Origin of the sequence: Noviherbaspirillum album, assembly GCF_035916955.1 — a bacterium.
GTDB classification, from domain to species: domain Bacteria; phylum Pseudomonadota; class Gammaproteobacteria; order Burkholderiales; family Burkholderiaceae_D; genus Noviherbaspirillum; species Noviherbaspirillum album.
The window spans coordinates 65,983-92,871 of record NZ_JAWIIV010000025.1; the positions used below are offsets into that span (position 1 = coordinate 65,983).

The 26,889-nt window shown below is 54.3% G+C and carries 23 protein-coding genes and 2 pseudogenes; 15 read left to right on the forward strand and 10 right to left on the reverse strand.

Features of this window, described 5'->3' with window-relative positions; translation table 11 throughout:
- Positions 1-125 precede the first annotated feature (125 nt).
- Entirely contained in the window at positions 126-2,174 is a 2,049-nt protein-coding gene (locus tag RY831_RS23290; RefSeq protein WP_326508771.1) for a hypothetical protein, read from the forward strand.
- A 790-nt stretch (positions 2,175-2,964) separates the two neighbouring features.
- Here the strand turns inward: RY831_RS23290 and RY831_RS23295 are convergent.
- Complete coding sequence (locus RY831_RS23295) at positions 2,965-3,186, reverse strand: hypothetical protein (RefSeq protein WP_326508772.1); 222 nt, start codon at positions 3,184-3,186, stop codon at positions 2,965-2,967.
- 144 nt (positions 3,187-3,330) lie between these two features.
- On the opposite strand from RY831_RS23295, the gene RY831_RS23300 reads away from it, so the two are divergent.
- Positions 3,331-3,480 carry a hypothetical protein gene (locus RY831_RS23300; protein ID WP_326508773.1) on the forward strand — a complete coding sequence of 50 codons (150 nt, stop codon included), beginning with the start codon at positions 3,331-3,333 and terminating at the stop codon, positions 3,478-3,480.
- Between the two features lie 362 nt (positions 3,481-3,842).
- Here the strand turns inward: RY831_RS23300 and RY831_RS23305 are convergent, their stop codons facing one another.
- Positions 3,843-4,382, reverse strand: coding sequence for a hemerythrin domain-containing protein (locus tag RY831_RS23305; RefSeq protein ID WP_326508774.1), 540 nt, complete (start codon positions 4,380-4,382; stop codon positions 3,843-3,845).
- Between the two features lie 273 nt (positions 4,383-4,655).
- On the opposite strand from RY831_RS23305, the gene RY831_RS23310 reads away from it, so the two are divergent.
- Positions 4,656-5,102 carry a cache domain-containing protein gene (locus RY831_RS23310; protein ID WP_326508775.1) on the forward strand — a complete coding sequence of 149 codons (447 nt, stop codon included), beginning with the start codon at positions 4,656-4,658 and terminating at the stop codon, positions 5,100-5,102.
- Between the two features lie 92 nt (positions 5,103-5,194).
- On the opposite strand, the gene RY831_RS23315 is transcribed toward RY831_RS23310, so the two are convergent.
- From RY831_RS23315 to RY831_RS23330, 4 genes and pseudogenes are all read right to left on the reverse strand, one after another.
- Entirely contained in the window at positions 5,195-6,292 is a 1,098-nt protein-coding gene (locus RY831_RS23315; protein WP_326508776.1) for a hypothetical protein, read from the reverse strand.
- A gap of 87 nt (positions 6,293-6,379) precedes the next feature.
- Positions 6,380-8,272 (reverse strand): bifunctional metallophosphatase/5'-nucleotidase, encoded by a 1,893-nt coding sequence (locus RY831_RS23320; RefSeq protein ID WP_326508777.1) that lies wholly within the window; start codon positions 8,270-8,272, stop codon positions 6,380-6,382.
- A gap of 203 nt (positions 8,273-8,475) precedes the next feature.
- On the reverse strand, positions 8,476-8,940 hold the full coding sequence (locus tag RY831_RS23325; protein ID WP_326508778.1) for a hypothetical protein: 465 nt from the start codon (positions 8,938-8,940) through the stop codon (positions 8,476-8,478).
- 120 nt (positions 8,941-9,060) lie between these two features.
- Positions 9,061-9,336 (reverse strand): annotated as a pseudogene (locus tag RY831_RS23330) (transposase); the annotation flags it as partial.
- A 184-nt stretch (positions 9,337-9,520) separates the two neighbouring features.
- Between RY831_RS23330 and RY831_RS23335 the strand changes: the two are divergent.
- A complete protein-coding gene (locus RY831_RS23335) occupies positions 9,521-9,919 on the forward strand; it encodes a hypothetical protein (RefSeq protein WP_326508779.1) in 399 nt (132 codons plus the stop codon).
- 108 nt (positions 9,920-10,027) lie between these two features.
- On the opposite strand, the gene RY831_RS23340 is transcribed toward RY831_RS23335, so the two are convergent.
- The 3 genes from RY831_RS23340 to RY831_RS23350 form a co-directional block, all read right to left on the reverse strand.
- A complete protein-coding gene (locus tag RY831_RS23340) occupies positions 10,028-10,366 on the reverse strand; it encodes a hypothetical protein (RefSeq protein WP_326508780.1) in 339 nt (112 codons plus the stop codon).
- Positions 10,367-10,399: 33 nt separating this feature from the next.
- Positions 10,400-11,371 (reverse strand): helix-turn-helix domain-containing protein, encoded by a 972-nt coding sequence (locus tag RY831_RS23345; protein WP_326508781.1) that lies wholly within the window; start codon positions 11,369-11,371, stop codon positions 10,400-10,402.
- A gap of 94 nt (positions 11,372-11,465) precedes the next feature.
- Positions 11,466-12,398 (reverse strand): glucosamine kinase nucleotide-binding domain-containing protein, encoded by a 933-nt coding sequence (locus RY831_RS23350; protein WP_326508782.1) that lies wholly within the window; start codon positions 12,396-12,398, stop codon positions 11,466-11,468.
- Positions 12,399-13,477: 1,079 nt separating this feature from the next.
- Between RY831_RS23350 and RY831_RS23355 the strand changes: the two genes are divergently transcribed.
- The 9 genes from RY831_RS23355 (at position 13,478) to RY831_RS23395 (ending at position 24,352) form a co-directional block, all read left to right on the forward strand.
- The gene (locus RY831_RS23355) at positions 13,478-14,737 is read left to right on the forward strand and encodes an ABC transporter substrate-binding protein (protein WP_326508783.1); all 1,260 of its coding nucleotides are present in this window, start codon (positions 13,478-13,480) and stop codon (positions 14,735-14,737) included.
- 43 nt (positions 14,738-14,780) lie between these two features.
- Entirely contained in the window at positions 14,781-15,740 is a 960-nt protein-coding gene (locus RY831_RS23360) for a carbohydrate ABC transporter permease (RefSeq protein ID WP_326508784.1), read from the forward strand.
- A gap of 16 nt (positions 15,741-15,756) precedes the next feature.
- Positions 15,757-16,596, forward strand: coding sequence for a carbohydrate ABC transporter permease (locus RY831_RS23365; protein ID WP_326508785.1), 840 nt, complete (start codon positions 15,757-15,759; stop codon positions 16,594-16,596).
- A gap of 122 nt (positions 16,597-16,718) precedes the next feature.
- A complete protein-coding gene (locus RY831_RS23370) occupies positions 16,719-17,789 on the forward strand; it encodes a Gfo/Idh/MocA family protein (RefSeq protein WP_326508786.1) in 1,071 nt (356 codons plus the stop codon).
- A complete protein-coding gene (locus RY831_RS23375) occupies positions 17,758-18,861 on the forward strand; it encodes an ABC transporter ATP-binding protein (protein ID WP_326508787.1) in 1,104 nt (367 codons plus the stop codon). Before RY831_RS23370 ends, RY831_RS23375 begins: the two co-directional genes overlap by 32 nt.
- Positions 18,862-18,935: 74 nt before the next feature.
- Positions 18,936-20,075, forward strand: coding sequence for an N-acetylglucosamine-6-phosphate deacetylase (gene nagA / locus RY831_RS23380; protein ID WP_326508788.1), 1,140 nt, complete (start codon positions 18,936-18,938; stop codon positions 20,073-20,075).
- Positions 20,056-21,078 (forward strand): SIS domain-containing protein, encoded by a 1,023-nt coding sequence (locus RY831_RS23385; protein ID WP_326508789.1) that lies wholly within the window; start codon positions 20,056-20,058, stop codon positions 21,076-21,078. The genes nagA and RY831_RS23385 overlap by 20 nt, the downstream gene beginning before the upstream one ends.
- Before the next feature lie 369 nt (positions 21,079-21,447).
- Entirely contained in the window at positions 21,448-22,488 is a 1,041-nt protein-coding gene (locus tag RY831_RS23390; protein ID WP_326508790.1) for a porin, read from the forward strand.
- A 226-nt stretch (positions 22,489-22,714) separates the two neighbouring features.
- Positions 22,715-24,352, forward strand: coding sequence for a methyl-accepting chemotaxis protein (locus tag RY831_RS23395; RefSeq protein WP_326508791.1), 1,638 nt, complete (start codon positions 22,715-22,717; stop codon positions 24,350-24,352).
- 310 nt (positions 24,353-24,662) lie between these two features.
- On the opposite strand, the gene RY831_RS23400 is transcribed toward RY831_RS23395, so the two are convergent.
- On the reverse strand, positions 24,663-24,893 hold the full coding sequence (locus tag RY831_RS23400; RefSeq protein ID WP_326508792.1) for a hypothetical protein: 231 nt from the start codon (positions 24,891-24,893) through the stop codon (positions 24,663-24,665).
- A gap of 201 nt (positions 24,894-25,094) precedes the next feature.
- Here RY831_RS23400 and zwf point away from each other — a divergent pair, with 201 nt between their 5' ends.
- A complete protein-coding gene (zwf, locus tag RY831_RS23405) occupies positions 25,095-26,561 on the forward strand; it encodes a glucose-6-phosphate dehydrogenase (RefSeq protein WP_326508793.1) in 1,467 nt (488 codons plus the stop codon).
- 253 nt (positions 26,562-26,814) lie between these two features.
- Positions 26,815-26,889 (forward strand): annotated as a pseudogene (locus tag RY831_RS23410) (aldehyde dehydrogenase); the annotation flags it as partial.

Here is a 26,889-nt window from a genome sequence, read left to right on the forward strand (position 1 = left end):
CGCGCCCGCCGAACAACGTGATGGCCTGCAAGCGAACAAGCATGCAAGCCGGCGCGGCTACCACTGAATGTACCGCCGAATGTCTCCCATGAAGGACGGCATTCTTCAATAAAGGAACTGCAATCATGAACGCGATGAATCGACTTTGCCAAATCTACCCCGCCACTTTTGCCGCGGCTCTTGCACTGACGGCCTGCGGAGGCGGCGGCGGTGATTCCCCCGCTGCAAGCAACGGCGCGACCACGCCGGCCGGGGCTCCCGCGGCGTCCGCCCCGGGCGGCACGCAAAGCCTTCCCTGCGCCGGCTTCATCACTACGGGATTCAGCGGAGACATCAACGCGGTGTACCCTGACGGCTGGGGCGGCGTCGTGCAAACCTCGGGGGGCAGCTGCAATTCTCCGATTCAGGGAGGCGGCTTCGGTGAAGGGGTCGGCGGCGGCGGATCGGGAGACGGCGGCGGATCGGGATCCGGTGGCGGTGGATCGGGAGGGTCCGGCGGAGGCGATGGCGGATCCGGAGGAGGTGACGGCGGATCCGGAGGAGGCGATGGAGGAGCCGGTGCCGGCGGCGGCGAGGGCAAGGTTGTCAACGCGCTGATGACGGTGACGCGTCTTTCCGACGGCGCCGTGCTCGGCTCCGCCTTGACCGATCCGCAGCGCGGCCTGGTCACCATTCGCCCGCGCGCGTCGGACGGCCCGTTGTTGCTGACCTTGACGGGACGTCCCGGAGCCCAATACTACGACGAAGGCTTGGACCGGATGGTTGACTTCGGACCGGGCCAGGTCCTGCATGCGCTGGTGGACCGGTTCGAAGAGAATATCGGCGTGTCCCCCCTGACCGAATCCGCCTACCGCTACGCACTGAACAATTTCAGATCGCCGGCGACAGGAACCGTATCGGGCGACGCCGCCGCCCGCTCGGCGGCAGAACTGAACGGCTTGACCGCGGAACAGGTAAGGGCCGCCAATGAGGCGGTGCGGACCGCGATCAATGCCAATCTGGAACCGCAGCTGCAATTGAGCTCGGTGAAAAGCTTGCCGACGCCGGTGGATACCAGCAGCCCGGAAAATGCATTGCCGGCCAATCGCTACGGTGTGGCGGCAACGGTGCTGGGCGGGCTCGCAAAGGCGGCGGCCAAGCGTCGGCCCGAGGCAGCCACAAGCGCAACGCCGCCGGCACTGGGAGTTACCGAGCAGCTTGCGAGGGATCTCACCGACGGCAAGGTAGACGGCACGGCGGTCGACCGGACGCCTGTCGCGCCCGCGGAAGCCGCCTACTACGACGCAAGAACGCTGCCGAAATCGCTGAGCAAGGGAGCGTCCGCGATGTCCGACCGCTTCGGCAAGGGGACGACGAATACGGTAACCGCACCGATCGCGACAACCGCTGAGTCCGACTTCACGGGAGATTGGTCTGCCACGCTTTCGACCGGTCGCGACCCGGCCGCGCCGAGCACGCCGGCAGCCAGCGTGGCATTGACCGTGAATACCGCCGGCGTGGTGACCGGTTCGCTGAGCGGCGCCGACACCGGTGGAGCACCTGTTCCGCTGAGCGGGACCGTCAGGGACGATGGCACGATCGCGCTCACCACCCCGGCAACAGGACGAACCCTGACCGGAGTCGTGCAGCCGGACGGCGTATTCGTGGGAACCTGGTCCGACACCGGCGGCCGCGGCGGGGCATGGGCAGGCACCAAGACCGGCGATGCAGAGCCGGCAACGTCATCGCGCGCGCCGGCCGCTCCGGCAGGAACACCTCCCATGTCCGCCACACCGTCGGTAACGCCAGCGCCGGCGGCCTCAGGGCCTTCGGGAGGGCGAGGTCCCGCATCAGAAGGAAGGCCAGCAACGCCACCGGCGGCTACACCGGCAACGCCACCAGCGGCTACACCGGCAACGCCACCAGCGGCTACACCGGCAACGCCACCAGCGGCTACACCGGCAACGCCACCAGCGGCTACACCGACGACGACACCGACGACGACACCGACGACGACACCGACGACGACACCGACGACGACACCGACGACGACACCGACGACGACACCGACGACGACACCGACGACGACACCAACGACAACACCAACGACAACACCAACGACAACACCTGAATCAACCGCAACTACGGGAACGACAACACCCGAACCAACCGCAACTACGGGAACGACAAGCTGAGCGATGCCCAATGCCGATCCTGGCGCAACGGTTGCTATTGGAATACCCGCAGAAGGGAGCTTCCGCGGAAGCCCCGAAATGAACGATGGAAACGTCGGCAGAGCATATGCCGCACAGGATCGCGGCCGGGCTTGAGGACGATCTGGAAATGGAAAACCCGCAATGATTCGAACGGGGACTCGGTGCGGCTGAATTTACATCAACCGCACCGAGACATGTTCGTGAAGTTCAGCGAATTCCAACTCGGGAGGTTAGGAGAAACATCATCGGATGTCGGTACGACGACGTCCTGGGCGTTGTCCGCATCGGCAATTTTGCCGATCATTTCTCCAGCCTCGATCAGTCATTACCCTTCTCGCAAGGAAGCGGCATTCATGGAGCGGAAGGTCCTGGTCATGGTTGTTCTCAGCAAGCCTTGGTCAACCGGGCCGGCGACTCTATAGAGAATCCGGTGCTGCGCCCCCAAACCGCATGTACGAAACAGCGGTCGGGTGAACATCATCTCCCAATGCAGAGATAAGCTCTTGGCCTTCAGGAATGCCGCGTCGAGCGAGAAGTGGTCATCTATGATTCCCGGTCGGGCAGCAGAATACGAGCGGACGGCAGGGCGCAAAGTCGTGGAAGCACGAGCCGGCGAAGACATGAAAGAGCGGTCAGGCTGGCGTATAGGCGACGAGCCGGCGCCTGTCGTGCCGGATCTCGAGTACACGGCATCGTGGGCCGAACAGCTAAAGTAAGCCGGCCATTGCGCCTCGCCTGCTGAATGCAGCGACAATCCCGTTTGCCAACATTAATTTCCGTCGACCTCGGGAATATGCTGCGTTCGCGAAACAAGATTTTTCGGGGCGACCAAGCGTGTTACCCGTATGGTCTCGCCGTCGACAATATTGGCAATCTCCACCTTCACCCTGTGCAGCATGACTTCGCGCACGATGCAAGGTACGTGATCAGTTTTGCCGGGAGCGATATATAGCCGCCAAATTACCCGATCGCCATCATTCCATGCGTCCATCTGCGTATCCTATCCTTCGGGGATAGGTAGGAGTCGAAAGCCTCGACAAAGTTTGCAGTTTCAATAGCTTGTAAAATTGCTCACGGGAACGATTCGGACCTGCTTAGGTCACACAGCTTCCTTTCATTTCGCCAAGTACGTTCCATGAACACCGAACAGCCCGACAGCCCGCAACCGAAGTCCAGCTTCTTTTATTTCACCAGCCTGGAGTCGTTCGAGAAGTGGTACGAACTCCTGCTGGCCCTTGAACAGATCAATCAGGGACAAGCGACTCTTCAAGCCAGACCGGACTAATATACCAATCCCAAGTCATTCCATGACATGAGATCGCGTCTTTTTCCGTCTGGCCGCGTTGCGCTCGTCATCCATGGCCCGCTATGGATTCCTGATCCGCACCTCGGCCTCGCCAGGCGAAAAAATCATCGATCTCATTTGTCATGTTATGACTTGGGATTGGTATAAGTCGACCTGCGCAATGCAAGGCTGAATGGAATCAAGCGGAGGTAGGGGGAATTGCAAAACGCTTGCCATCCCTCCGACGCGCTGTAGTTCCTGCGTCATTCAGCGCACGGCCGCTTGTGCTTCAATCGAAAGCGGCCTGGCGCGGATGGTATTGCCGACGACGGCGAGAAATATCCTGCAACGTGGCCTGATCATCAAGCTTCGACGTCAAGCTCCCGCAGGATGGCACGCTTTCGAGCTGCCATTTTTTTGCCAAGTTTTTCCATGTCGACCTTCGCCTTGCGAGCCTTCTTGAACATTTCATTTTGTTCTTCTTCGACATGATGATCGACATACTCGCCCAGTACGGTGACTTTGGCGCCATAGTACATGTCTGAAACAGGCATCGCCTGGATCTGCTTGATCAGGTCTTTTGCGCTTGCGTGCTCAACCTCCGCTTCGTTCATCAAGTCCTTGTCGTCGACTGCCTTGCGGACGGCCGGATAGAAAATTTCCTCTTCAATTTGCGTATGCACGGTCAACTCCGTGCAGATGGTTTTGACAAGCGCCTGCTTCTCGTCCTCCCCGCCTTTCTCTTTCATCCTGGCGAAGTCTTTAAACAATTTCTTAACCTTTTTGTGATCTTCCTTAAGCAAGGCAATGGCGTCGTATACCTTGGCCGGTTTCGCCGTCTTGCTGGCGGTCTTCGATACCGCGGAAGTCTTGGGTTTGGCAGAGCTGGTTGTTGCACGCATCGAGGTCTCCTTGGATAGCCTGGGTAAATTGAGAAGACTTATCGTACAGTCGTGCAATTCTTGCCATACCGAATGGCGCAATTATTCCTGTCGTGGCGTTTGACTAACAGCACGGTTAGAACACTATGCTATACCGGCGCCATTTTGTCTCCGCCGTTGATCCTGTTGCAGAAATGCCCAGTATCCGCACAAAGCGTGACAACTGCGTGATAAGGGCATACTATTTCTTTGCAGCAACGATTAACGAATAAACTTTACAACTGCCGAGACACTATGAAGATCAAATACGCCGCGCTTGCCTTTGCCGCTTTTGCCATTTCGACACATGCCTTTGCTGACGATGCCGCTGACGCGACGGCAATCGTTAAAAAAGCGGTGGCTTATATCAAGGACAACGGCAAGGATAAAGCCTTCGCTGAATTCAACAACCCGACCGGTGCTTTCACCAAGGGTGAGCTCTATGTTTTTGTGAGCGATATGCAGGGCAAGATGCTCTCGCACGGCGCCAACAGCAAATTGATCGGCAAAAATCTGATTGAACTGAAGGATGCGGATGGCAAACTTTTCGTCAAGGACTACACCGATCTCGCCAAAACAAAGGGCAGCGGCTGGGTTGATTACAAGTGGGTGAATCCCAATTCCAAAGCAATAGACAAAAAATCAACCTACGTCGAAAAAGCCGATGACGTAATCGTCGGTGCCGGCATCTACAAGAAATAAGGCGCCAAATAGGGCACCATACAGGATAAGGCTTCGAGACGGCCGCCCTGCCGACACGGAAGGCGGCCCGGCAGAACTTGCTGGCGCCGCGACTATTCCCGTAGGACTTGGAGCGTTGTCTGAAGTGCCGTCTCATAGACCAGATCCGCCGATGGCTTCGATGTTTCGAGAGGACTGTGGGCCGCCGGAAGCCACTTCGTCAGATGCTTGCGCAAGTCGTTGATCAGCACCGCCTGATCAGAACCGTCATTGCCTTTGACCGCGATTCCAGCAAGGCGCCCCGTGGAATCGAATAGAGCACCACCGCGCGGGCCGCGCGGCACGTCCACACCCAGCGCTCTGTCCGCCGAGTTTTCCAAAGGCAGACCGAGAAAGCCGACATGCAGCACCGGCCACGCGGGCGTCGGCCTGGTATTGGCGGCGTACTCGGCCACATAACCCACGCTGCCGGGAAACGGATCGGAAGCGGCAATCTGCAATTCCTGCGGCAGAGGCAAGGGCGCATGCAGGGAGAGCAGGGTAAGTCCCTTCGACTTGATGCGAGTTTTCACGCTTGCCTTCCGCGTCTGTCCCATTCCGTTGCGCAGCCAGACCGTCCTCGCGCCGCCAAGGGTGGCCGTCGGGACAATGGCATGTCTTCCCTGGTCGATAAGCACGGCAGTGCCGGCCACCACGCTCTTTCGCGCCCCGGCATTCGATTCCGCATATGGATACAGCCGTACCGCCGCGGCAGGCGGATCCTGCTCGGGAAACGCGGCATTCTCGCGAATCGCCGCGCGCACTTCGCCAAGAAAACGCTGGCCCGGCAAGCGAATGCTTGCCTCGCTCAGGAGGCGTTCCGCCGCAGCACGCTGGCCGCCGAGATGAAGCAGCCAGCCATACAAGCCGACGCCCGCCGGATCGCCCGCATGCACGCCGGAGGTATGGGCGGCAAAGCTGATCGCGCGGCGATACTGGCCGGCCTGCATATAGGTACGTACGATTGCGGTTTCGGCATCGACCGCATGTTTCATGTTGCTGGCTCGCTCGAACGCAAGCCAGGCATCGTTGATGCGCGAAGCGGACAACGCTTCTTCGCCGCGCGCCAGCAGCCTGGCGCGCTCGTCTTCAGCGGCTGCGACCGAGCAGGTTTGCGCCATCGCCATGGCAAGTACCATGAGGACGCGCGATGCTGCGGATATAGGACTCATGTCTAGTCTTGCACTCATAGCTTTGCAAAGATAAAAATCCCCGAACGAGTCAGGGATTTCAAGGAAGTTAAACGTCCTGCGACTCGATCAAGGATTCACATTTGCGCCGGTTGGACAGGTCGCGCTGCTGCCGACGCGTTGAATGCGGGGCGTTCCACGATCTTCAGCGACGCCGGTCGGATCATAGGGTGATCTTGGCGCCTTGTATTGGGACAGAAATGCGACGAGTGCATCGATGTCTTGCGCGCCGCCGAGCCGGTTGCTTCCCTTGCGGAATGTCGAGTAGCCGTCTCCGCCATCCGCCATGAAATTATTGACCGTCACCCGATAAGTCTTGGCGGGATTAAGCACAATGCCACCAGCATCGACGATGGTTTCGGTCGACCCGCCTGCGGTTAGCGTGACGTTGCTGATACGGGCATCGCAAGCCTTCGAGCCATCCCAGGTGTACTTGAACCCGTTGGACGGAATCATGAAGCGTGTGGTTGTCGCACCTTGACCGCGACACCCGGCGAACTGCTCCTCGAGCACGTCCTTGATATCCTTTGCCGTCAGCGTCATGGTGACCAGGCTGTTGCCGAAGGGTTGCACGGTGAACGCTTCTCCATAAGTGATGTTCCCGTTTCCTTCATTGGCGGCGCTCTGCTCGTAAGTGAATCCCGGGTTGCGCACGCCGCCGCCGTTCATGAATGCGATGACAGCATTGCCGAATCCGGCAGTTCGCGTTGCACCGAGCTGGGAGTCGGCGATGAGATTGCCCGCCGGCATATTGCAGGCGCCATCGACACGGGTATTCGGCAGCGCTGCGGCGATGGAGCCGATCACCGCATTGGCGACCGGGGAGACCAGGGATTTATAACCGTCGACGATCTTGGCAATTTCAGGATCGCCCTTGACCGTCGAATCGCTTCGAGATACCAGCCGGTTGGTTGCAGCCACCGAAGTAATGTTTTTCGTCACGGGGTCGATCGTGACGTCGATATCGGTCAGCAGGCGCCCAAACGAACTTGCGCTGGTCACGGAGATGGGGCGGCCCGCGGCGTTCGGCAGCTTGCAGTTGTAGGCCGAATGTGTATGGCCGCTGACTACCAGATCCACCGCGTCATCTAGCTGCCTGACGATGGCGGCAATTGCGGAGCCGGCAAGGTTGCCTTCGCAGCCGTTGATGTCGGAAACGCTACCGGTTTGAAAGCCGCCCTCGTGAACCAGTACGACAACGGACTCGATTCCTTGCGAGCGCAGTTCAGGAATCAATGCATTGACGGTCTGTGCCTCGTCGCGGAAATCGAGGCCGGCAACACCGGTTGGAGTAACGATGGTGGGCGTGGCCTTGAGCGTCATGCCAATGAATGCGACCTTTACGTCATTGAAGGTCTTTACGCCATAGGCCGGCAGCAGGGGCTTGCCGGTTGTGCTGGATACGACGTTGGCGGACAACCATTTGAATTTCGCCCCTTCAAACGGAACCGGCGTGCCCACTGCCGCGCCCTTGCAACTGTTGGCATCGGTCTGGTTGTTCGTGATCTTGCATCCGCCGTTCTGCAGGCGGAGCAGTTCGGCGCTGCCTTTGTCGAATTCATGGTTGCCGACCGCATTGAATTCGAGACCGATCCGATTGAGCGTTTCAATCGCCGGCTCGTCATGGAAGGCCGCCGATACCAAAGGACTCGCGCCAATGAAGTCACCCGCGCCGACGACTACATTCAACGGGTTCTGGCTTTTGAGTTTGGCGACATGTGCGGCGAGATAGTCTGCACCGCCAACTGGTGGACGTTCCGCCGCAGGCACCGTAGCCGTGGCACCGAAAGTCCCGGGCGACTCGAGATTGCCGTGGTAGTCATTGAAACCGATTATCTTGACGCTAATCGGCGCTTGCGAAGGTGCCGGCGCGGGTGCGACGACGGCTGCATCGTCACTGTTGGAACAGGCAACTGCAATCGCAGCCATACTGCATGCCGCAACGATATGAAGGCTTCTCATGGATAGTGTCCTTGTCGTGACCCGGGACCCCTCCCGGCAATCTGTCGACAAGTCTATAAGCTGAAGATGACGGGTAGGTGACAGCGCGTGCAAGCTCGCATACCTGCAATACCTCAATACCTGCATCAATCCACGAGATGAAGTGAAGCTACTGGTTAACTGGCCGGACCGCACTGAGACATGGTGAGCACGCTTGATCTCAACTAGCGCATGACGGCACGACGAACGATAAACTCGATTGCCAGCGAAGCAAGCACGAGAATTATTGACGCTTCAATTGCACCGAGAGCGGCAAATCCCCCGGCCACGATGGCAACGCTGGTCCAGAGCACAATTTGACATGCCGCGGGTTTCTTCTCTAACCAGAACCAGACCAGTGCCGCCGAGGCAGCGGGTCCGATCCAGGCAAGCGTTTCCGCAAGCTGGCGTCCCAGTTCGGCGTTGGAAACCCCCAACTGCAGAAACAGGGAGACGTAGCCGGCCGCTCCCAGCGAGGTCAAGGCGTACGGCTTTATACACGACGCTCCCCGGCGGCCGTAACCCAGAAACGCGCCGAGCCCGGTCGCCAGACCCAGGCGGAAAACCAGTGTCATGACTTCCTGGTGATATGTCGTTGCAGTGAATGACAGACCGGTTATGCTCAAGGCAGAAGCAAATGAAGTATCCATTGTTTCCGGTGATAACGCATTGCCGCGGTGATTGAATCGAAAAAGCTGCTCGACACGCCGCTCGTAATCCGCCAGACGTGTTCCTGCTTTTTACGCTTTAAACATGTCATGGAGATGACATGGCATGCGCCGCTGGTGTTTGGCCACCAACTTGGGCTCGAAGCTCGAGAGCCGGTCGCGCGGCACATCCAGCTCCAGTTGGCCACCCGGTGCCAGTACCTTCTTGGGCGACGTGCCGTTGCGGTGGTTCTTGCTGGACTCGCCTTCGCTGGCTAAATGGTGCGCCAGTTCGGCCGCCAGCATGCGCTCAGCGAGCATCTTTTTGAGCTGACCGGCCGGTCCGGATTCACCAAGGATCGATTCGGCATCCTTGTTTTGTACGGTGGCCAGCAACTGGAAGCATAAGCATTATCATCGACAGCAGCGGCCTGCGCTTTGGATGAGCCAGTCAATGGTACGAAGTCAAATACGGCAAGAGGGCGATCCGCAAACCGTGGCGCAAGATGTATCTGTCGATCGATCCGGAGATGAACATGCATGGCATCGCCATCACTGACAGCGAGGTGTCGAAAGCGCCGGGATGGATCTGGTCATGCCCGCCCATACTCCGATCATCAGGGTGATCGCCGATGGCGCCTACTACAGCATCGAACTGGGCGAGGCCCTGTTCACGGCGGGCGTGCTGCCGGTAATTCCGTTGCCGACGCACGCCGTGGTGCATGGCCAGGAAAACACCACATGGCACGATCAAATCGTTCGATACATCAAGAACAAAGGCAACGTCTATGCTTTTCACAAAAGATACGGCTATGGCGCGCGCTCCCTGGCCGAAGCGCAGATCTCGCGCATTAAGCGCCGCATCGACTGCGCACTGCTGATGCAGAAAACCGAATCCCAGCAACGCGAGGGCATCATCATCGCCAACCTCATCAACCTGTGGAATGCCTTTGGCAGACCCGTCTCCGTCAAAAATGCATAATGGCGCCCATCATCAGGGCAGAACTACCCTCCCGAAAAAAGCCTTCTAATTCTACTTTGAGCTCCCGGCTCTATGAGCGTTAGAGAGCTTTCTTGTAATGGAAAGAGATCATCTTAACTGCGACGCCCTTCTTGCAGAAACCGAAATTAAAACACACATCAATCCGACGAATAATAATGCGGACTGCATCCCTGAAAATTGTGCAAGAAACCCGATGACCGGCGGGCCGATCAAAATGCCGCTATAGCCAAGTGTAGTAACCCCGGCCAATGCCCCCGTTCCAAGGCGACCTGCCGCACTAACAGGCTGTTGAAAAGCCTTTTGCAGATGAAAGTACGAAGAATCCTGGCCGCTTAAAACGCCCTGCAAGCGATTTTTTGAGGTCATCAATAATGGATTAAGCACCCTTGAAAACCCAAAAAAGCGGATGGAGAAATCGTTTTTCAACAGCCTGTTAGAACAGCAAGTCAGCCAACCGACCTACGCCATTTCCGGTAAGGTACTGCCGGTGTCAGGCAGGGCGCTTCTTGACTCTTTTGTGCTGGTTGCATACGGATTTTGAGCGTTTCCTAAAGGAGCCAACGCGTCGTGATCTTTGTAGGATCGGCGAAATTCTCTCGGCGTCACGAGTTTCACAGCGAGGAATTGACGGTTGAAATGAGATAAATTGGTGTAGCCGGCTTCTTCAGCTATACAAGAAACTGGGCGGTCCGTTGAGATAAGTAGCGAGCATGCCTTTCCGATCCTTAATTGCGTAATATATTCACCTACTGTCTGGCGCGTATGGCGCTTGAATAGTCGATGCAGCCCTGACACGCTGAGCGCAGACAGCTTCGCTAACGCCTCCATCGAAATATCAGTCTGATAATTCTTGTGGATATAGTCAAGCGCACGGTCTATCCGGGGCCTGTCGGAAGGCGCAATCAAGTCGTTTGAGTTGAACGGGGGGCAAAGTAATTTGGAATGTCTATCGTCCGCAAGGACGCAGAAAATTTCAAGCAGGCTGATCAAACGTGCCGTTGGCGATAAGCATTCCATATTCGACACGATTGACCTTACCGCATTGGAGGTGGCTGCCGAATAGACTATTCCCTGATTTGCTTTTAGCAGCATGGAGCGTATTGGGCGAAGCTCCACGATGGTTTCCATGAGTGCGTCAAGCCATTCTGTTTTGATCCAAAATACATGCGCCACATGGGGTTGATTTTCATTAATCTTGCGCTGCGACATCCACGTGTGAGGGACGTTCGATCCCAGCAGTACAAGGTCCCCGTCGGCGTACGACTCGATGGTGTCGCCGACATAACGCTGGCCTATGCTGTTCACAGTAAGTGTTAACTCGAATTCGCGATGGTAATGCCAGTTGAACGGAATCGCCTCATTTAGTCGTCGATGAAAGTAGGTCCACGTAGCGCCTTCAGGGACGAGCAAGCTTTCTAAGACGGCTTTCATACCGGTTTCCTTTAGCGAATGTCTGCAAAACTATTATAGAGCGTGACGATCAACGCGGATATTGTTGCCTATCTCACCAATAGAAATTCGGATCTTATGAAAATTCCTCGGAGCGCAGAGTTCGCAAGCCAGCGGCTTGGCGCGCAAGAATCAATGCTCCGTCCATTGCGTCACCCATGGGTTTAACAAGTGCATCATCAAAATCGGTGGAAAGATAAGGACGGATAGCTCGCGCAAGTCCGCCCATCAATGCTATACGTTCAGCACCCAAAGTCAACAGACGCTGTAACATCCGCTCCGCGCCAGATGCGTTTTCTCTGACAAGTTCCAATGCAATCGCATCTCCGCTGTCGCTGTACTGAAAGACCCAGCGGGCAAACTCCGCCCAATCAGCAGGCCTTGCACTTTCAGCCCATTCAAGCATGGTTGAGAGATCCGAGTTAAATCGAGTCATGATACATTCCGTGAGCGCAGAGTGGCTCTCGATGCCTTCGTGTGCCAAAAAGGCGCGACGCACTGCAGCTCGGCCCAAAATGGCACCTGATCCGGCATCGGACAGCGCAAATCCCCAACCGCCTACGGTAGTAAAAGTCCCATTTCTATGCACTACACCCTGGCTTCCGGTACCCAATATCAATATGCCGCCTTCCTGGCCGGCATGAGCTCCCAAGCAAGCAGTTTCCGCGTCTGAGCGCACTGATACCGACAAGAAAGGCAGTGCTGCCCTTTCAAAGGCTTGGCGGTGCTTGGGTACATTTCCCGCCGCCATGCCAAAACCGGCATGCACTGACTTGAGATCCTTTTCGCCGAGCTGGGCATTGGTCAAGGCTTCCCGCGTTGCCGTCATCACCGACTCCAGCGCGATCGGCAAACCGAGTGCGAGATTGGCCGGACCAGATACACCTTCCCCGAGCACTTTGCCTGCGAAGTCGGTTAAACGGGCTCTGCATCCAGTTCCTCCACCATCAATACCTAGCAAATACTGGGAGTCATGCACTGTACTATCTCCTAATTTCACGTCAATCATAAGTAAGCAGCCGTCGAGACATACTCAAAATTTATTCCCGTCGTTTCCTTGAATGACTCATTAAATGAGTGCGCCGTGACTTAAAGGCCGGGAAAATTAGCGTGTGGATTTACGCAGCTGCGATACTGCGAGTTCACCTTCGCTAAGCCTCGCGGTCGGCTTGACGTAGCCGTTTCACAAAAGAAGCCACACCCGAAGTTTCGCGAGGAGAACGCCGGGCATGTTGCTGGTCTCTAGCAGGGATTGATACTATTTTGGCGTCAGAGAGCTTTTGAATGGCATAAAGGCATTGCAAAGTTAGCTGTCTTATCAAAATTGCTAACTTTTCAATCACCGCGACTGTCTGCAGTCTTTAAAAATCGATTTCCGAACAGGGTAATCAGGAAACGGACACGGAGTGGTATGCAAGGACTGACAGCGGGACCTTATCGATTGATTCGGCCCGAAAAATGGTTCATTTTTCGGGTTGCTGATCTCACCCTCACCCTTTGGGAGAGGGCCGGGGTGAGGGGATCCGGCCCAACATATTTTCGGGCCGGATCTATAACGGGCTGTCGAAAAACCCTTTGTAGGATGGGAGTACGAAGAATTCTGGCCGCTTAAAACGCCCTACAAGCGATTTTTTTGAGGTCATCAATGGGTTTGAGCACTCTTGAAAACCCAAAAAAGCGGGTAGGGAAATCGTTTTTCAACAGCCTGCTAAAGCCTGTATTGAACGGTTGAATAAATGTTAATGCCGCCTTGAGACGAAAGAACCCCTCGCACTCATATAGGGCTGATATGTCATCTTCCTTGGTCTTTCCCTGAAGAAATTATCCTCGCGGTGTGACAAACATTTGATGATGTACGCCAGAATCGTATCAATCTCTGCGCTGCTCAGATAACACTCAGAAATCATCAAATGTGACACTTTCATGACGGTAATTGGTTGACGATATAGGGGGTCGGACGAAGTACCTTTGACATGCTATGTCGTCTTGCCGTAGGAGGAGTGCGCGGTAAAGACGCGACGAGACAAGGAAGGCAAGGCGTTATTCAGACGCCGTGCGCCGGTAACAACAATTCATAAGGAGTGTGTCATGAAACGTAGAAGCATAGTTCTCAGCTTGCTTGCGGCAATAACTGCGGCAAGCGCACCCAGTGTTTGGTCGGCACCGGTCGTGCTGACGATTGAAAGCTGGCGAAATGATGATCTTCCGATGTGGCGGGACAAGATCATACCGGCTTTCGAAAAGAACAACCCTGACATTAAGATCAAATTTGCACCGACCGCGCCCGCCGAATATAACGCAGTGCTCAACTCGAAGCTTGAGGCCGGTACGGCGGGCGATCTGATTACGTGCCGGCCATTCGATGTCCCGTTGCAGCATTTTCAAAAAGGCCGTCTGCTGCCTCTGAACGACCTCAAAGGTATGGACAACTTCGCGCCTGTTGCGAAAACAGCGTGGACAACAGACGACGGCAAGACTACCTTCTGCGTGCCGATTGCCGCGGTGATGCATGGCTTCATGTACAACAAGGAAGCCTTCACCAAGCTCGGCATTACTCCGCCGGCAACAGTTGAGCAGTTTTTCGCGGCGCTTCAGAAGATAAAAGCTGATGGCAAGTACGTTCCGCTTGCAATGGGTACCAAGGACACCTGGGAGGCGTCTCAGCTGGCCTACCAGAATATTGCGCCCAATTACTACAAGGGCGAGGAGGGGCGTCAGGCACTGATCGCCGGCAAGGCGAAGCTCACCAACGCTCAATACCTTGAGCCATTCCGCACAATCGCAAAATGGAAGCCATATCTCGGCGATGGCTTCGAGTCTCAAACCTACCCGGATAGTCAAAACATGTTCACGCTGGGTCGCGCGGCCATTTACCCCGCAGGTTCCTGGGAAATTGCGGGTTTCAACAAACAGGCAGGCTTCAAGATCGGCGCGTTCCCGCCGCCGGTGCAAAAGGCTGGCGACAAGTGCTATATCTCGGACCATCCGGACATCGCATTGGGGATTAATGCGAAATCGAAGAACGCCGCGGCCGCTAAAGTATTTCTTGAGTTTGTCGCATCTAAAGAGTTTGCAAAGATCTATGCTAATTCCGTCCCCGGCTTCTTCAGCCTACAAAAAACTCCTGTGGAAATGACGGATCCGCTGGCAAATGAGTTTGCCAGCTGGCGCGGCAAATGCGAGAGCACGCCGAGGCTCACTCACCAAATCCTCTCCCGCGGAACCCCGAACCTGGAAGATGAGCTGTGGATAAAGGCAGCAGCGGTCATGAATGGCACATTGACGCCAGAAGCCGCAGCGCAGCAGCTGCAAAAAGGCCTGGACAGTTGGTACAAACCGGCGAATTGATTTAAAAAAAGATCTATAGAAACAAGTAACAAGGAGTGTTTCCATGCAAAGCACGGTAATAACCACGCTGCCGAGTAGCGAGCGCCGCATAGCGCGGCGACCCGTTCGTTGGCATATTGCGGTTTTTTTGGCGCCAGCCTTCTTGATCTATACCGCGGTGATGGTATTGCCATTGGTGGAAACACTCCGATTGGCGTTCTTTCAAACGACAGATCAGCAAAGCAGGTTCGTTGCCTTCGCCAATTTCTTGACACTCTTGCAGGATGAACGCTGGTCGTACCATTTCTGGAATGCGCTGGGCAACAACACCTACTTTTTTCTGATTCATATGGTGGTGATGGTGCCGTTGGCGATTCTGATCGCGGCCCTCTTATCGCTTCCCATTACACGTGCAGGATCACTATTTCGAACAGCGATCTTCATGCCGACAATGCTTTCTTTTGTAATCGTGGCGTTCGTATGGCGTTTGATTCTTTCTCCGCTTTGGGGCATTGCCCCGGATATCCTCGACTATGTCGGCCTCAAGGCATATTTCGCACCCTACCTCGGTAAGGAGCAATATGCGCTAACGACCTTGGGATTGATCTCGGTGTGGAAGGAGCTGGGAGTTCCGATGGTTCTAATGTATGCCGCCATGCTGTCTATTCCAAACGAGATCCTGGAGGCAGCCGAAGTCGACGGAATAGTCGGGGTGTCACAATTCTTTCAAATAAAGCTTCCACTGTTATGGCCATCCATTGGCGTGGTTGCGATCTTGACGTTTGTTTCAAATTTCAATTCTTTCGACCTGATATATACGGCGCAGGGCGTTTCAGCAGGTCCCAACTACTCAACAGATATCCTGGGCACACTCTTGTATCGCACATTTTTCGGTGCCCAGTTTCAAACGGGTGACCCACATATGGGGGCAACCATTGCAACCATGATGTTCCTGATCATTCTTGCCGTTGTCTGTGCTTATCTTTTCTTCGTACAGCGCAAGCTTGTGCGCTATCAACTGTAACGCGAAAGGACGACACATGGCCTCCATCAAGCAAAATCCGGGATCGACTGTTGTCGTGCACAGCATACTGGCCTTCTTTGCTGTACTAGCACTTTCGCCTATCGCGATTATCATCATTAATTCGTTAAAATCACGAGCGGCAATCTTCGCGTCGCCGCTCGCCTTGCCAACGCCTGAAACACTTGACTTAAGCGGCTACGCATCAGTACTGGTCGAAAGCAACTTTGTTGCCTATTTTTCCAACAGCATGCTGATCACGTTGTCTGCGCTTGCCGGAACGATTCTCTTCGGCGCGATGGCTGCCTTTGCCATCTCCGAGTACAAATTTCGGTTCAATACCACAATTGGATTGTTCTTCACCTTGGGTCTGATGATCCCGATACGACTTGGAACCGTTGGCATCTTGAACATGATGGTCGCAGCGGACCTGGTGAATACGCGTACTTCGCTGATCCTTGTGTATATCGCGCAGTCACTGCCGGTCGCCATCTTTGTTCTCAGCGAATTCATGCGAACGCTATCCGCCGATCTCAAGAACGCGGGAAGGGTTGACGGTCTGTCCGAATACGCGATCTTCTTCTCGCTTGTGGTGCCGTTACTGCGACCGTCTATGGTGAGCGTCGCCGTGTTCACGATGATCCCGATCTGGAATGACTTGTGGTTTCCATTGATTCTGGCGCCTAGCGAAGCAACTAAAACAGTGACTCTCGGAGCCCAGGTGTTTTTAGGCCAGTACGTTACCAATTGGAATGCGGTATTGGCCGCCCTGTCACTGAGCATACTACCCATACTTGCTCTGTATCTGGTTTTCTCTAAGGGTCTGATTAAAGGCATCACTTCCGGTGCAGTCAAGTGATTACATACGATCAGATCAACGCCTGGCGTTCATATGGTCCATGCACGACTTAAAGCAAGCCGTTAGCTGAAAACGAGACCATCTCAATCGCTAATCCACTAAATTTAATTTAATCATCGAAAATGAACCAAACTTCGTCAAAACGCGCACTTAAAGTATTCGTTGCGGGCCTGGGTCAAATGGGAAAATCCCATGCGCTTGCTTATCACACGAATCCCGCTTTTGAAATTATCGGTCTTTTCAACCGGACCCAGGTCGAGCTGCCTCCAGAACTGTCTTCGTACAAGTTCGTCGATACTTTTGACGCGGGAATTGCCATGCAACCCGACGTCGTATCAATCAACACCTATACGGACAGTCACGCCGAGTTTGCGATAAAGGCGATGGAGGCAGGCGCACATGTATTCGTCGAAAAGCCATTGGCGCTGACGATCGAATCCGCTCGTGAAGTGATCTCCGTGGCCAGGAAGACAAAGCGAAAGCTGGTTATTGGATACATTCTTCGTCACCACCCATCTTGGAATCAGTTCGTGAAATCTGCTCGAGAACTGGGTGCGCCATACGTTATGCGTCTGAACCTCAACCAGCCATCGGTCGGGCATGCCTGGGAAATACATAAACGCTTGCTCGAAACCACGCCTCCGTTCGTTGATTGCGGCGTTCATTATGTAGACATCATGTGCCAGATAACCGACTCCAAGCCGGTTCAAGTGCGAGGCATGGGTGTGCGTCTCGCGCATGATATTGCAGAAGATCAAGTCAACTACAGTCATCTGCAGATTATTTTTGAAGACGGATCGGTTGGCTGGTATGAGGCGGGTTGGGGTCCGATGATTTCCGGCACCGCATGTTTCGTAAAGAACGTCATTGGAACGCGCGGTGCGGTGTCTCTCGTAATGGGGGAGGATGCAGATCCGGCGGATATCAATAGCCACACAAGGGCAGGGCAGCTTTGTATCCGCCAGGCATCGCTTGATAAAGGTAGCGAGGATTATGCCGACGCGTGGATCACGCTTGGTGATAACGTGGACCACCAGTCGCTCTGTGATCGAGAGCAGGAATTTCTAGCAAAAGCAATTAGCGAAGACGCGGATTTAGCAGCACACCATGACGACGCGCTGCGTTCGTTGGAAATCGTACTCGCAGCAGAGAAAAGTATGCGTGAGCGCCAGGCAATCGATCTTTGTCTGTGATGCATCTGGAGAAGAGGAAGACATGTACGCGTTAGAACTGGAACAGGTAAAAAAGGCCTTTGCCGGCCAAGACGTCCTGAGCGGGATGACTCTGAAAATCGAGGAAGGCGAGTTTGTTGTCATTGTCGGTCCCTCAGGGTGTGGAAAATCAACCTTGCTAAGGATTATTGCCGGGCTCGAGGCGCATACATCCGGGCATCTCAGGATCGGCGGCGAACTGATGGATAACGTAGCTCCATCCAAGCGAGGTATCGGCATGGTCTTCCAAAGCTATGCGCTATATCCGCATCTTAACGTCGCGGACAATATGAGCCTTGCGCTCAAGCGTGAACGTGTACCCAAAGATGAAATAAAGAAACGTATTGCCGCGGCTGCCGACATGCTGGCTTTAAACAGCTTGCTGGGAAGGCGCCCGTCGCAACTATCCGGAGGACAACGTCAACGCGTAGCCATCGGACGAGCCATTGTACGTCAGCCTAAACTCTTTCTTTTCGATGAGCCGTTGTCCAACCTGGACGCCGAACTCCGTGTGAACACCCGTCTAGAAATAGCACAACTGCATCGGAAGCTGGGTGCCACTATGATCTACGTCACTCATGACCAGACTGAAGCGATGACGCTGGCGGACAAGATTGTAGTAATGCAGGGCGGCGTTGTTCAACAAGTCGGCCACCCCAAGGAACTTTACAACGACCCGGTCAACCTTTTTGTCGCAGGTTTTATCGGCTCTCCCAAAATGAACTTCATTTCCGGCGCCGTGGCTAAAAGGGAAGGCGCGACGACGATTGGTGTTCGTCCCGAACACCTCATTATTACGAACGAGGCGCCGAAGTGGACTGGTGTTGTCAGACATGTGGAATATCTTGGCTCCGACAGTTATCTGTTCGTTCGTACTGATAACGATGAAGAATTAGCGATCCGGATTGTAGGCGGCACCTCAACCGGCATCGGCGAAAAGGTGGGCGTATCGCCCCTACCTGGAAAGACATACATGTTTGACGAGTCCGGAAATCGGGTACGTTGTGGCGATGCACCAACAAGCGCGTATAAAAATGTTTCCGTCATGCGCTAGTTCATTGACCTCATGACTTGTTCATCAGGAGCCTCAGGCCTGCTGTCGAATACGTGTATAGGAATCACCAAATTATGAGTATCGAGCGAAACGGCAATGCAAGCTTGCAACGCCTGACAGGATGCATTCTTACACCAGGCGGGTGGATACGCGGTCTCATTGAATTTGCTTCGAGGATCTGGTCGATCGACGGGGTCAGCGTTGAACATCCGGAAGCACACGACCAGATTATTCTTCCGGGATTCATAGACCTGCATGTGCATGGCGGCGGCGGTTCCGATGTGATGGAAGGTGCGGCAGCAATTGAAATGATCGCGGCTACGCATGCTCGACATGGCACTACCGGATTCCTTGCAACCACCGTTACGGCAGAGAAGCCCGAACTTCGAGCTGCGCTAACCGCAGTGGGTACGGTAATGAAACAGCGCAAGGCCGGATGTGCAAGTATCCTCGGCGTGCACCTCGAGGGACCGTACATCAACAGCGCCAAACTCGGCGCACAACCTGACGCATGCCGCAAAGCCGACATCGAGGAAGTAAAGTTTCTGCATAGCCTTGCCCCGATACGCGTCATGACGATAGCTCCCGAGCTAGTCGGCCATCTCGAATTCATCAAGCAACTGAACGAACTTGGCATCATTACACAATGCGGCCATTCCGCCGGCACCTACGAGGAGGGAGTTGCTGCACTGTCGGCAGGTATCAAGGGCTTCACCCATCTATTCAATGCAATGAGTCCGTTCCAGCACCGGGCGCCGGGTATGGTCGGAGCAGCACTTGCACATGCATCGTATTCAGAAATTATTCCGGATCTCCTGCACGTGCATCCGGGAGCGATTCTGGCCGCTGTTCGAGCGATTCCCCACCTGTATTGCGTGACGGATTCGACCGCTGCAGCAGGGATGCCCGACGGAGAATATAAGCTTGGTTCGCATGTAGTCACAAAGTGCATGGGCGGAGTGCGTCTGGCTGATGGAACCTTGGCCGGAAGCTCGCTGACGATGGATCAGGCGTTACGTAACCTTGTCCGGATCGGGCTTGATTTGAGTGATGCCTCCCGTCGCCTCTCGACTTTCCCTGCCGACTATCTAGGCATTACGGATCGAGGACGCTTGGCACATAGCGCTTTTGCGGATCTGGTCGTTTTGACCCCTGCACTGAATTTGAAAAAAGTATTTGTCGAAGGAGAAGAGATTGAAGTCGTTAATGCTTGAAGAAGCGTTCTCTGCGCCGGATTGGGTTGCAGTGCATATCAATGAGAACGCCGGACGTTACAGGACGGTAGGCGCCATACTGCGCGAGCATGCCACGAGAAACGTCGTCACAGTCGCGCGCGGCAGTTCCGACCACGCAGCGAGCTATTTCTCCTATTTGGCGGCGGTACGCGGGGGGAATTTGGTAACGTCTCTGCCAATGTCTCTGCTCACACTGTACAACGCGCCGATACCTGCAGATGGTTTGATTGCGGTTTCAATTTCGCAATCCGGTCGTAGTCCGGACCTCATTGCGCCCATCAAGCGGTTTCGCGATGGAGGCGGGAAAACCGTTGCGCTAGTCAACGATATAGCATCGCCTTTAGCTGAAGCCAGTGAATGGGCTATACCGCTGCATGCGGGGCCTGAGCGAAGTGTGGCAGCGACGAAAAGCTTTATTTGCAGCCTGGTCGGAAGTGCGGCACTAGTAGCAGCTTGGTGCGATGATGACAGTTTCATGCAACAGCTGAAAACGCTGCCAGGTGCGCTTCACGACGCGCGGACTCAAGATTGGAGCGTCGCTGTAGACGTCCTGAAGGCTTCGCAGAGAATCATGGTAATCGGGCGTGGAACCGGTCTGGCAATCGCACAGGAAGCAGCGCTGAAATTCAAAGAAACGTGCGCGATTCAGGCCGAAGCCTTCAGCGGGGCAGAGGTAAAACATGGGCCGATGGCACTGGTGGATGACGGATATCCGATGCTGATATTTGCGCCTCGAGGTCCAGCCCAGGAAGGTTTGCGCGACTTGGCCAAGGAAATGCGAGTCCGCGGCGCGCTGGTTCTCCTGGCTGCGCCTTCCGATGTGCCGGAACGGGACCTAACATTGACAACAACTGCCAATGAAGATTTGGACCCCATAGCGGCAGTGCAAAGCTTTTACATGATGGTAGAAAAGCTAGCGCGAACGAGAGGGTATGACCCTGACAAGCCAAGACATCTTAATAAAGTCACAAGCACTCTCTAGTCATCTCGAAAGAGTTCATCGATTATTAAAACCGGAAACCCGGTAGCGGTTGGCCCTTATGACTTAAATGCGAATGTAGTTCAAGCGTACGTATCCAATGATGGCGTGTCCGGCTGCCCGCCGGCATAGGGATTCTATTCGCTGAAAATTTTGAGAAACCAAGAATCGAGATCCTGTCCGGAAGACGGGAGGGCATCCTGCCGCCGATTTTAACATCACTGGCTTCATATAAAAAGGGAGGTGTATCAATCTATAACGCGTACCTATAAAACAATATTGGTTTCAGAAGCGGTTTAGTGCTCGCAGTACCGGATCAATCACTCTGCATGACTAAAACGACACCAAATCTTTACCTTCCGAGGAGATGTTATGAAACGCCTTTTTGTCAAATCTTTACCGATCGCTATTGCCCTCGCACTCTCATCCGGAGCCGCGCATGCGCAGTCCGCAGTAACTGTTTATGGAAGCCTCAACGTCGGCCTGGTTGCAAGCAATTTCAAGACGACCGGCCAGACACCCGTACAGGGAACGAATGCCGCGCTGAACAATAAATTTCAGATGATGGACAACTCTTCTTTATGGGGAGTTCGAGGAAAAGAAGATTTGGGCGGCGGGCTATATGCCGGTTTCAGCCTTGAGGGCGGGATCAACTTAAATAACGGTACCGGCGGTCAGGATTTTGCAACCCAAGGTCGTTTATTCGGAAGAAACGCAGAGATCAAACTGGGTGGAGACTTCGGAGAATTCTATGCCGGATATGTGCTCTCTCCGGCAGGACTTCAACTGCTGCTGGCAGCTGATCCATGGTACTGGAACGGCAATCAGGCGGGCATGGGATGGACGATACAGCAAGCTAACTACACGCAAACCAATTATCTGCGTACCGTCGGTACCATCGGCTATCGTTCCCCGGACTTCAATGGCGTAACGTTTCAGCTTGCCTATTCGCCTTCCAATCGCGAGAACGTGTATGGCACCAGCAAGGATATCGGAGGCGCATTGACTTACCGAAGCGGTCCTCTCACTGTGGGAGTCGGCTTTGACCGGAGCCACGGCCTGACGAACGATATTCCGACGAACCATATGTACGATATCGTGGGAAGCTATGACTTCGGCTTTGTGAAGCCCGCATTCTCCTACACCAGGTCATCCGTCAATAACGTTGATTACACATCTTACGTTCTGGCCGCTACGGCACCGCTTGGTGGCGCCGGGCTCCTGAAAGCCGCTTACGGACACCTCAATGACTGTCTGTGCAACACGACGCGTTCCGAACTGTCGCGCATTTCCTTGGGCTACCAACATAATCTGAGCAAACGGACAAACTTGTACACCAATGTAAGTCGTTCAAAGGCCGAAGGACTGTCGGCCGCGAATACGTTCGAAGTAGGTGTCGAGCACAACTTCTAACTCGGCGCTTCGGCTATGGCCTAACCGTTAGTCAATCAGGCATCTCTGTGAGGAGACCGCTCCCCAGAGATGCCCTGCAGTACCCGTATCGAAAAGCTGAAGCGAAGCCGGCACCTTGTACTAGGGCGATATGAATCGGATAGCTGTGAACACATGGAAGTGGGATCGTATCGCCACCTGAAGTATGAGCGTACTTGGAAGTCAATCGACCAAAAGGTTCAGGATCATGAATAAGCTAAGAATTGGGACTCGCCTGGCGTTAGCGTTTGCGCTGATGCTTACATTGACTCTGACGTTGGGAGCATTTGCAATCAGCCAGCTCGGTGAGGTACGGCAGGTCGCTAATGATATAAGTGAAAAATGGATGGCTGCCGCGCGCTTCACTGCGGAAATCAATACGGACTCCTCAAACTTCAGGATCGCGGAGATCCAACACATCCTTTCTTCCGAGCCGGAGGAAAAAGCGAAGTATGAAAAGGAGATGGAGGCAATTGCCAAAAATATCGAGAAGAATGCGAGCAGCTATGCTGCCTTGATCCGTTCCGAAAAAGAAAAATCGATGTGGGACGAATTCAATCGGGAGCGCCGGCGCTATCTGGATGAGCACGAACGAATCAAGAAGCTGTCGTTAGCCAACGAGATGGAGGATGCAAAGTCGGTCTTGCGATACAACTCTCAGCAAAAGTACGAACGTGCCTCTGCAGCGCTGCGGCGTTTGGTCGACTACAATGTTAACAAGGGGCAGGCCGCAGCCGCTGCATCAGCAACCACATACAATGCAGCAAATTCATGGATTGTCATGGCCATGCTTGTTGCCCTGGCGCTAGGGACCCTGCTGGCAGTGACGATTACCCGTAGCATTGTCAAGCCTCTGCGTGCTGCGCTCAACGTCGCGGAGACTGCGGCGATGGGTGATCTCACTACCACAGTGAACGTGGTTGGCAGGGACGATGCAGCAAAGCTTCTGAGTGCTCTTCAGCATATGAACGAAGGCTTGTCTACGCTAGTCTCGGGCGTTCGGGCGGGCAGTGACCAGATTGCAATCGGCAGTCGTGAAATAGCGCAGGGCAACGCTGATCTCTCATATCGAACGGAGCAGCAAGCTTCAAACCTTCAGCAAATCGTTTATTCGATGGAGAAGGTAAGCGAAGGCGTAAAGGAAACCGCCGAGGCGGCAAACAACGTCACTGAACTTGCAAATAGTGCAAGCCATGCCGCTGTCGAGGGCGGTCAGGTCATAACTAGCGTTGTAGATACAATGCATGAAATCACAGCCGCAACGGCGAGAATTGGGGAAATCACCGGCTTGATTGACAGCATTGCTTTCCAAACTAATATTCTAGCGCTGAACGCTGCGGTGGAAGCAGCGCGTGCCGGGGAAATGGGTCGCGGCTTCGCAGTTGTCGCCAGCGAAGTCCGAATGCTTGCACATCGAAGTGCTGAAGCGGCCAAAGAAATAAAAAGCCTTATCAAGGATAGTAACGACAAGGTCAAAGCTGGTGGACGCTTGGTAGACGACGCTTTGAAATCGGTGCATTTGATTTGTCATGAAGTGTCAAGCGTCAATGAGATGGTCTCGAGAATCAGCGCGGCAACGAGCGAGCAGGCTTCAAGTATCGACGTTGTCTGCAACGCTGTGACAAAGCTTGATATCGCGACCCAGCAAAACTCGGCTCTGGTAGAGGAATCTGCCGCTGCCTCCGAAAACTTGGCCGAGCAGGCACAATATCTGGTCAATGCCGTCGCCGCATTTAAAGTTGCGCAGCGCGTACCTTTGGAAGAGCAGGTACAGGAAGCGTGTGCGAAATCAAGTGAACCGCCGCGCCTAAGTGAACAAGCTGCTAGGCGATTGGTAGAAGCATGATTCAAAATCCATCCTTTATATCCAAAAGGAACCCGGTTAACTCCGGAAGCAATCGACACCAAAGGCATGCCGGTTTCTATCAGGCTTTACTTGCAGAATACGTCGCCATACGAAAAAGATTCAAGATAGGCGAGGATAGTATTAGTACTTGCTAAGGAGCCATTACCTCGGTATCTGAGTGCTTGAGACAATCATCGGTATGGTGTGAGTGTATTTGGATTGCAGATATTTGGATTAAGAACGAAGCTTATTAAGGAATTTTACGGTTGTCTCCTGGTTGTGCGAGAGGCCGCGCCTTCTTGCCGAGCCATTAGTCCTGGAACTTTTTGAAAGGGTTCCAGGACTCCTTTTCCTCATCAACCTTCCATTTGCTGACGTTAAGAATACCTGCACTCGAATCAGTCTGCATCAATGAGCCAATACCAGTCCCAAGCCATTCCATGACATGAGATCGCGTCTTGTTCCGCCTGGCGGCGTTGCGCTCGTCATCCATGGCCCCGCTATGGATTGCTCCCGCGCCTTGCCAGACAAAAAAATCCATCGATCTCATCTGTCATGTCATTACTTGGGATTTGTATAAGCCAAAGAGCTGCGATCGTCCATGAATGTTTTCCACGTTATAGACTTGTTATATTAAAAATTATTCAATTTCAAGACAGAGAGATTGGGTCGATTAAATAAATCGCAGCAGAATCAGAGAAACGCCAGCTGCACTACCTCTATCTTCCTTTTAATAAATCATATGCCACACACGTCCGTCCACTCGCAGGAGTCTTCACTCGACTTGATCATCTTCGGAGGCGCCGGTGACTTGGCGATGCGAAAGCTTCTTCCCGCGTTGTACATGGCGCATCTGCACCGGAATCTTCCTGCCTTTACCAAGGTCATTGCTGTCGGACGGCATGACTTTTCAGACGACGACTATATCAATTTCGTGAGGCGGAACACGCCAGCTTTCGTCTCGGAAGTCAACTTTGATCCGCTTGTTTGGGAAGAGTTTTTACAGACGCTCTCCTATGTTCACCTCGATGTCGTGGAAGAAGGAAGATTCAAGGCTTTGGAGGAAGCTTCACGCGACAAAGTCGAACGTGTTTTCTACCTTGCTACTGCTCCATCGCTCTTTACCACAATTTGCGAAAAATTGGCCGCAAGTGGATTGATCAATAGTGATAGCCGTGTTGTTTTAGAAAAGCCCCTCGGACGCGACCTTGCCTCTGCCATTGCCATTAACGATGCTGTCGGTGCCCATTTCCGGGAGGACCAGATTTACCGGATCGATCACTATCTGGGAAAGGAAACTGTCCAGAACCTTATGGTATTAAGGTTTGGCAATTCCATTCTGGAACCGCTATGGCGCGCACCAAACATCACCAGTGTGCAGATCACCGTTGCCGAAGACGTCGGAGTCGGCAGTCGTGCCGGCTTTTACGATGGTGCAGGTGCGATGCGGGATATGGTCCAGAATCATCTGCTCCAACTATTGTGCATCATTGCAATGGAGCCGCCAATTTCCCTGACTCCTGACGCTATCCGCGATGAGAAGTTGAAGGTACTTCGATCATTGCGACGCATGAGTACGGAAGACATCGCCAGGGATACCGTACGCGGCCAGTATGTTCAAGGTGCTATTGGTGCGGAAGATGTCATTGGATACCTGGAAGAAGACGGGGTGCCGGCCAATAGCAAGACTGAGACCTTCGTAGCGCTACGCGCATACATTGACACCTGGCGCTGGGCGAAGGTGCCGTTCTTCCTGCGTACGGGAAAACGCATGAGTCGCCGCTCCTCGCGGATCGTCGTCGAGTTTGCCAATCCACCATACAACTTGTTTCCCGGCGTTGCAGAAGGCCAGACAAACCGGTTGATTATTGAGTTGCAGCCCGAAGAGGCGATCCGCTTGCAGATCATGGCGAAGGAACCCGGTAGCGGTATGCAGACAAGGGCGGTCAATCTCAATCTGGATCTTCATTCGGCGTTCCCGCAGCGGCGCGCGGAGGCGTATGAGCGCTTACTCATCGATGTCGTTCGCGGACGCCTAACCCATTTCATGCGACGCGACGAGCTTGAAGCAGCGTGGGAATGGATCGAACCCATCATCAACGGCTGGACCGACCTGTGCGATGACCTACATCCCTATCCGGCAGGCAGTTCTGGCCCAAGCGCATCCGCGGAGTTAATGGCAAGAGACGGCTTCAAATGGGCGGACTAGCTTCAAAGATCTGCAATTGTGTTTCGCCAGTTGCCGCAATCGGATTTCGACTGCCGAGGGAGAAAGGCTGGTCCGCGGTTTCAGGTTGATCTCCTGCGCTGAAAACTGATTTAAAAAACGCGAAGCACGTCGGTGACGAATCAATCTGGAATATCAGTCCGATACGCTGATTTATATGCATTACCGGGCAAGTGGTGCCGGACGGACGAGTTCCAGTCTTTTTGTAGAATCATATTCTGGGCGGAAATTAACCATGACAATTCGTGTCGCAATCAACGGCTATGGCCGTATCGGCCGCAACATCCTTCGTGCCCACTACGAAGGCGGC

Excerpts from the sequence above, each read along its gene's own strand:
- RY831_RS23315 (WP_326508776.1), bottom strand. The coding sequence starts at position 6,292 with ATGAGTCCTATATCCGCAGCATCGCGCGTCCTCATGGTACTTGCCATG.
- RY831_RS23345 (WP_326508781.1), bottom strand. The coding sequence starts at position 11,371 with ATGAAAGCCGTCTTAGAAAGCTTGCTCGTCCCTGAAGGCGCTACGTGG.
- RY831_RS23310 (WP_326508775.1), top strand. The coding sequence starts at position 4,656 with ATGAAGATCAAATACGCCGCGCTTGCCTTTGCCGCTTTTGCCATTTCG.
- RY831_RS23320 (WP_326508777.1), bottom strand. The coding sequence starts at position 8,272 with ATGAGAAGCCTTCATATCGTTGCGGCATGCAGTATGGCTGCGATTGCA.
- RY831_RS23290 (WP_326508771.1), top strand. The coding sequence starts at position 126 with ATGAACGCGATGAATCGACTTTGCCAAATCTACCCCGCCACTTTTGCC.
- RY831_RS23305 (WP_326508774.1), bottom strand. The coding sequence starts at position 4,382 with ATGCGTGCAACAACCAGCTCTGCCAAACCCAAGACTTCCGCGGTATCG.
- RY831_RS23335 (WP_326508779.1), top strand. The coding sequence starts at position 9,521 with ATGGATCTGGTCATGCCCGCCCATACTCCGATCATCAGGGTGATCGCC.
- RY831_RS23325 (WP_326508778.1), bottom strand. The coding sequence starts at position 8,940 with ATGGATACTTCATTTGCTTCTGCCTTGAGCATAACCGGTCTGTCATTC.
- RY831_RS23370 (WP_326508786.1), top strand. The coding sequence starts at position 16,719 with ATGAACCAAACTTCGTCAAAACGCGCACTTAAAGTATTCGTTGCGGGC.
- RY831_RS23360 (WP_326508784.1), top strand. The coding sequence starts at position 14,781 with ATGCAAAGCACGGTAATAACCACGCTGCCGAGTAGCGAGCGCCGCATA.
- RY831_RS23295 (WP_326508772.1), bottom strand. The coding sequence starts at position 3,186 with ATGGACGCATGGAATGATGGCGATCGGGTAATTTGGCGGCTATATATC.
- RY831_RS23390 (WP_326508790.1), top strand. The coding sequence starts at position 21,448 with ATGAAACGCCTTTTTGTCAAATCTTTACCGATCGCTATTGCCCTCGCA.
- zwf (WP_326508793.1), top strand. The coding sequence starts at position 25,095 with ATGCCACACACGTCCGTCCACTCGCAGGAGTCTTCACTCGACTTGATC.
- nagA (WP_326508788.1), top strand. The coding sequence starts at position 18,936 with ATGAGTATCGAGCGAAACGGCAATGCAAGCTTGCAACGCCTGACAGGA.
- RY831_RS23400 (WP_326508792.1), bottom strand. The coding sequence starts at position 24,893 with ATGGATTTTTTTGTCTGGCAAGGCGCGGGAGCAATCCATAGCGGGGCC.
- RY831_RS23355 (WP_326508783.1), top strand. The coding sequence starts at position 13,478 with ATGAAACGTAGAAGCATAGTTCTCAGCTTGCTTGCGGCAATAACTGCG.
- RY831_RS23300 (WP_326508773.1), top strand. The coding sequence starts at position 3,331 with ATGAACACCGAACAGCCCGACAGCCCGCAACCGAAGTCCAGCTTCTTT.
- RY831_RS23395 (WP_326508791.1), top strand. The coding sequence starts at position 22,715 with ATGAATAAGCTAAGAATTGGGACTCGCCTGGCGTTAGCGTTTGCGCTG.
- RY831_RS23365 (WP_326508785.1), top strand. The coding sequence starts at position 15,757 with ATGGCCTCCATCAAGCAAAATCCGGGATCGACTGTTGTCGTGCACAGC.
- RY831_RS23350 (WP_326508782.1), bottom strand. The coding sequence starts at position 12,398 with ATGATTGACGTGAAATTAGGAGATAGTACAGTGCATGACTCCCAGTAT.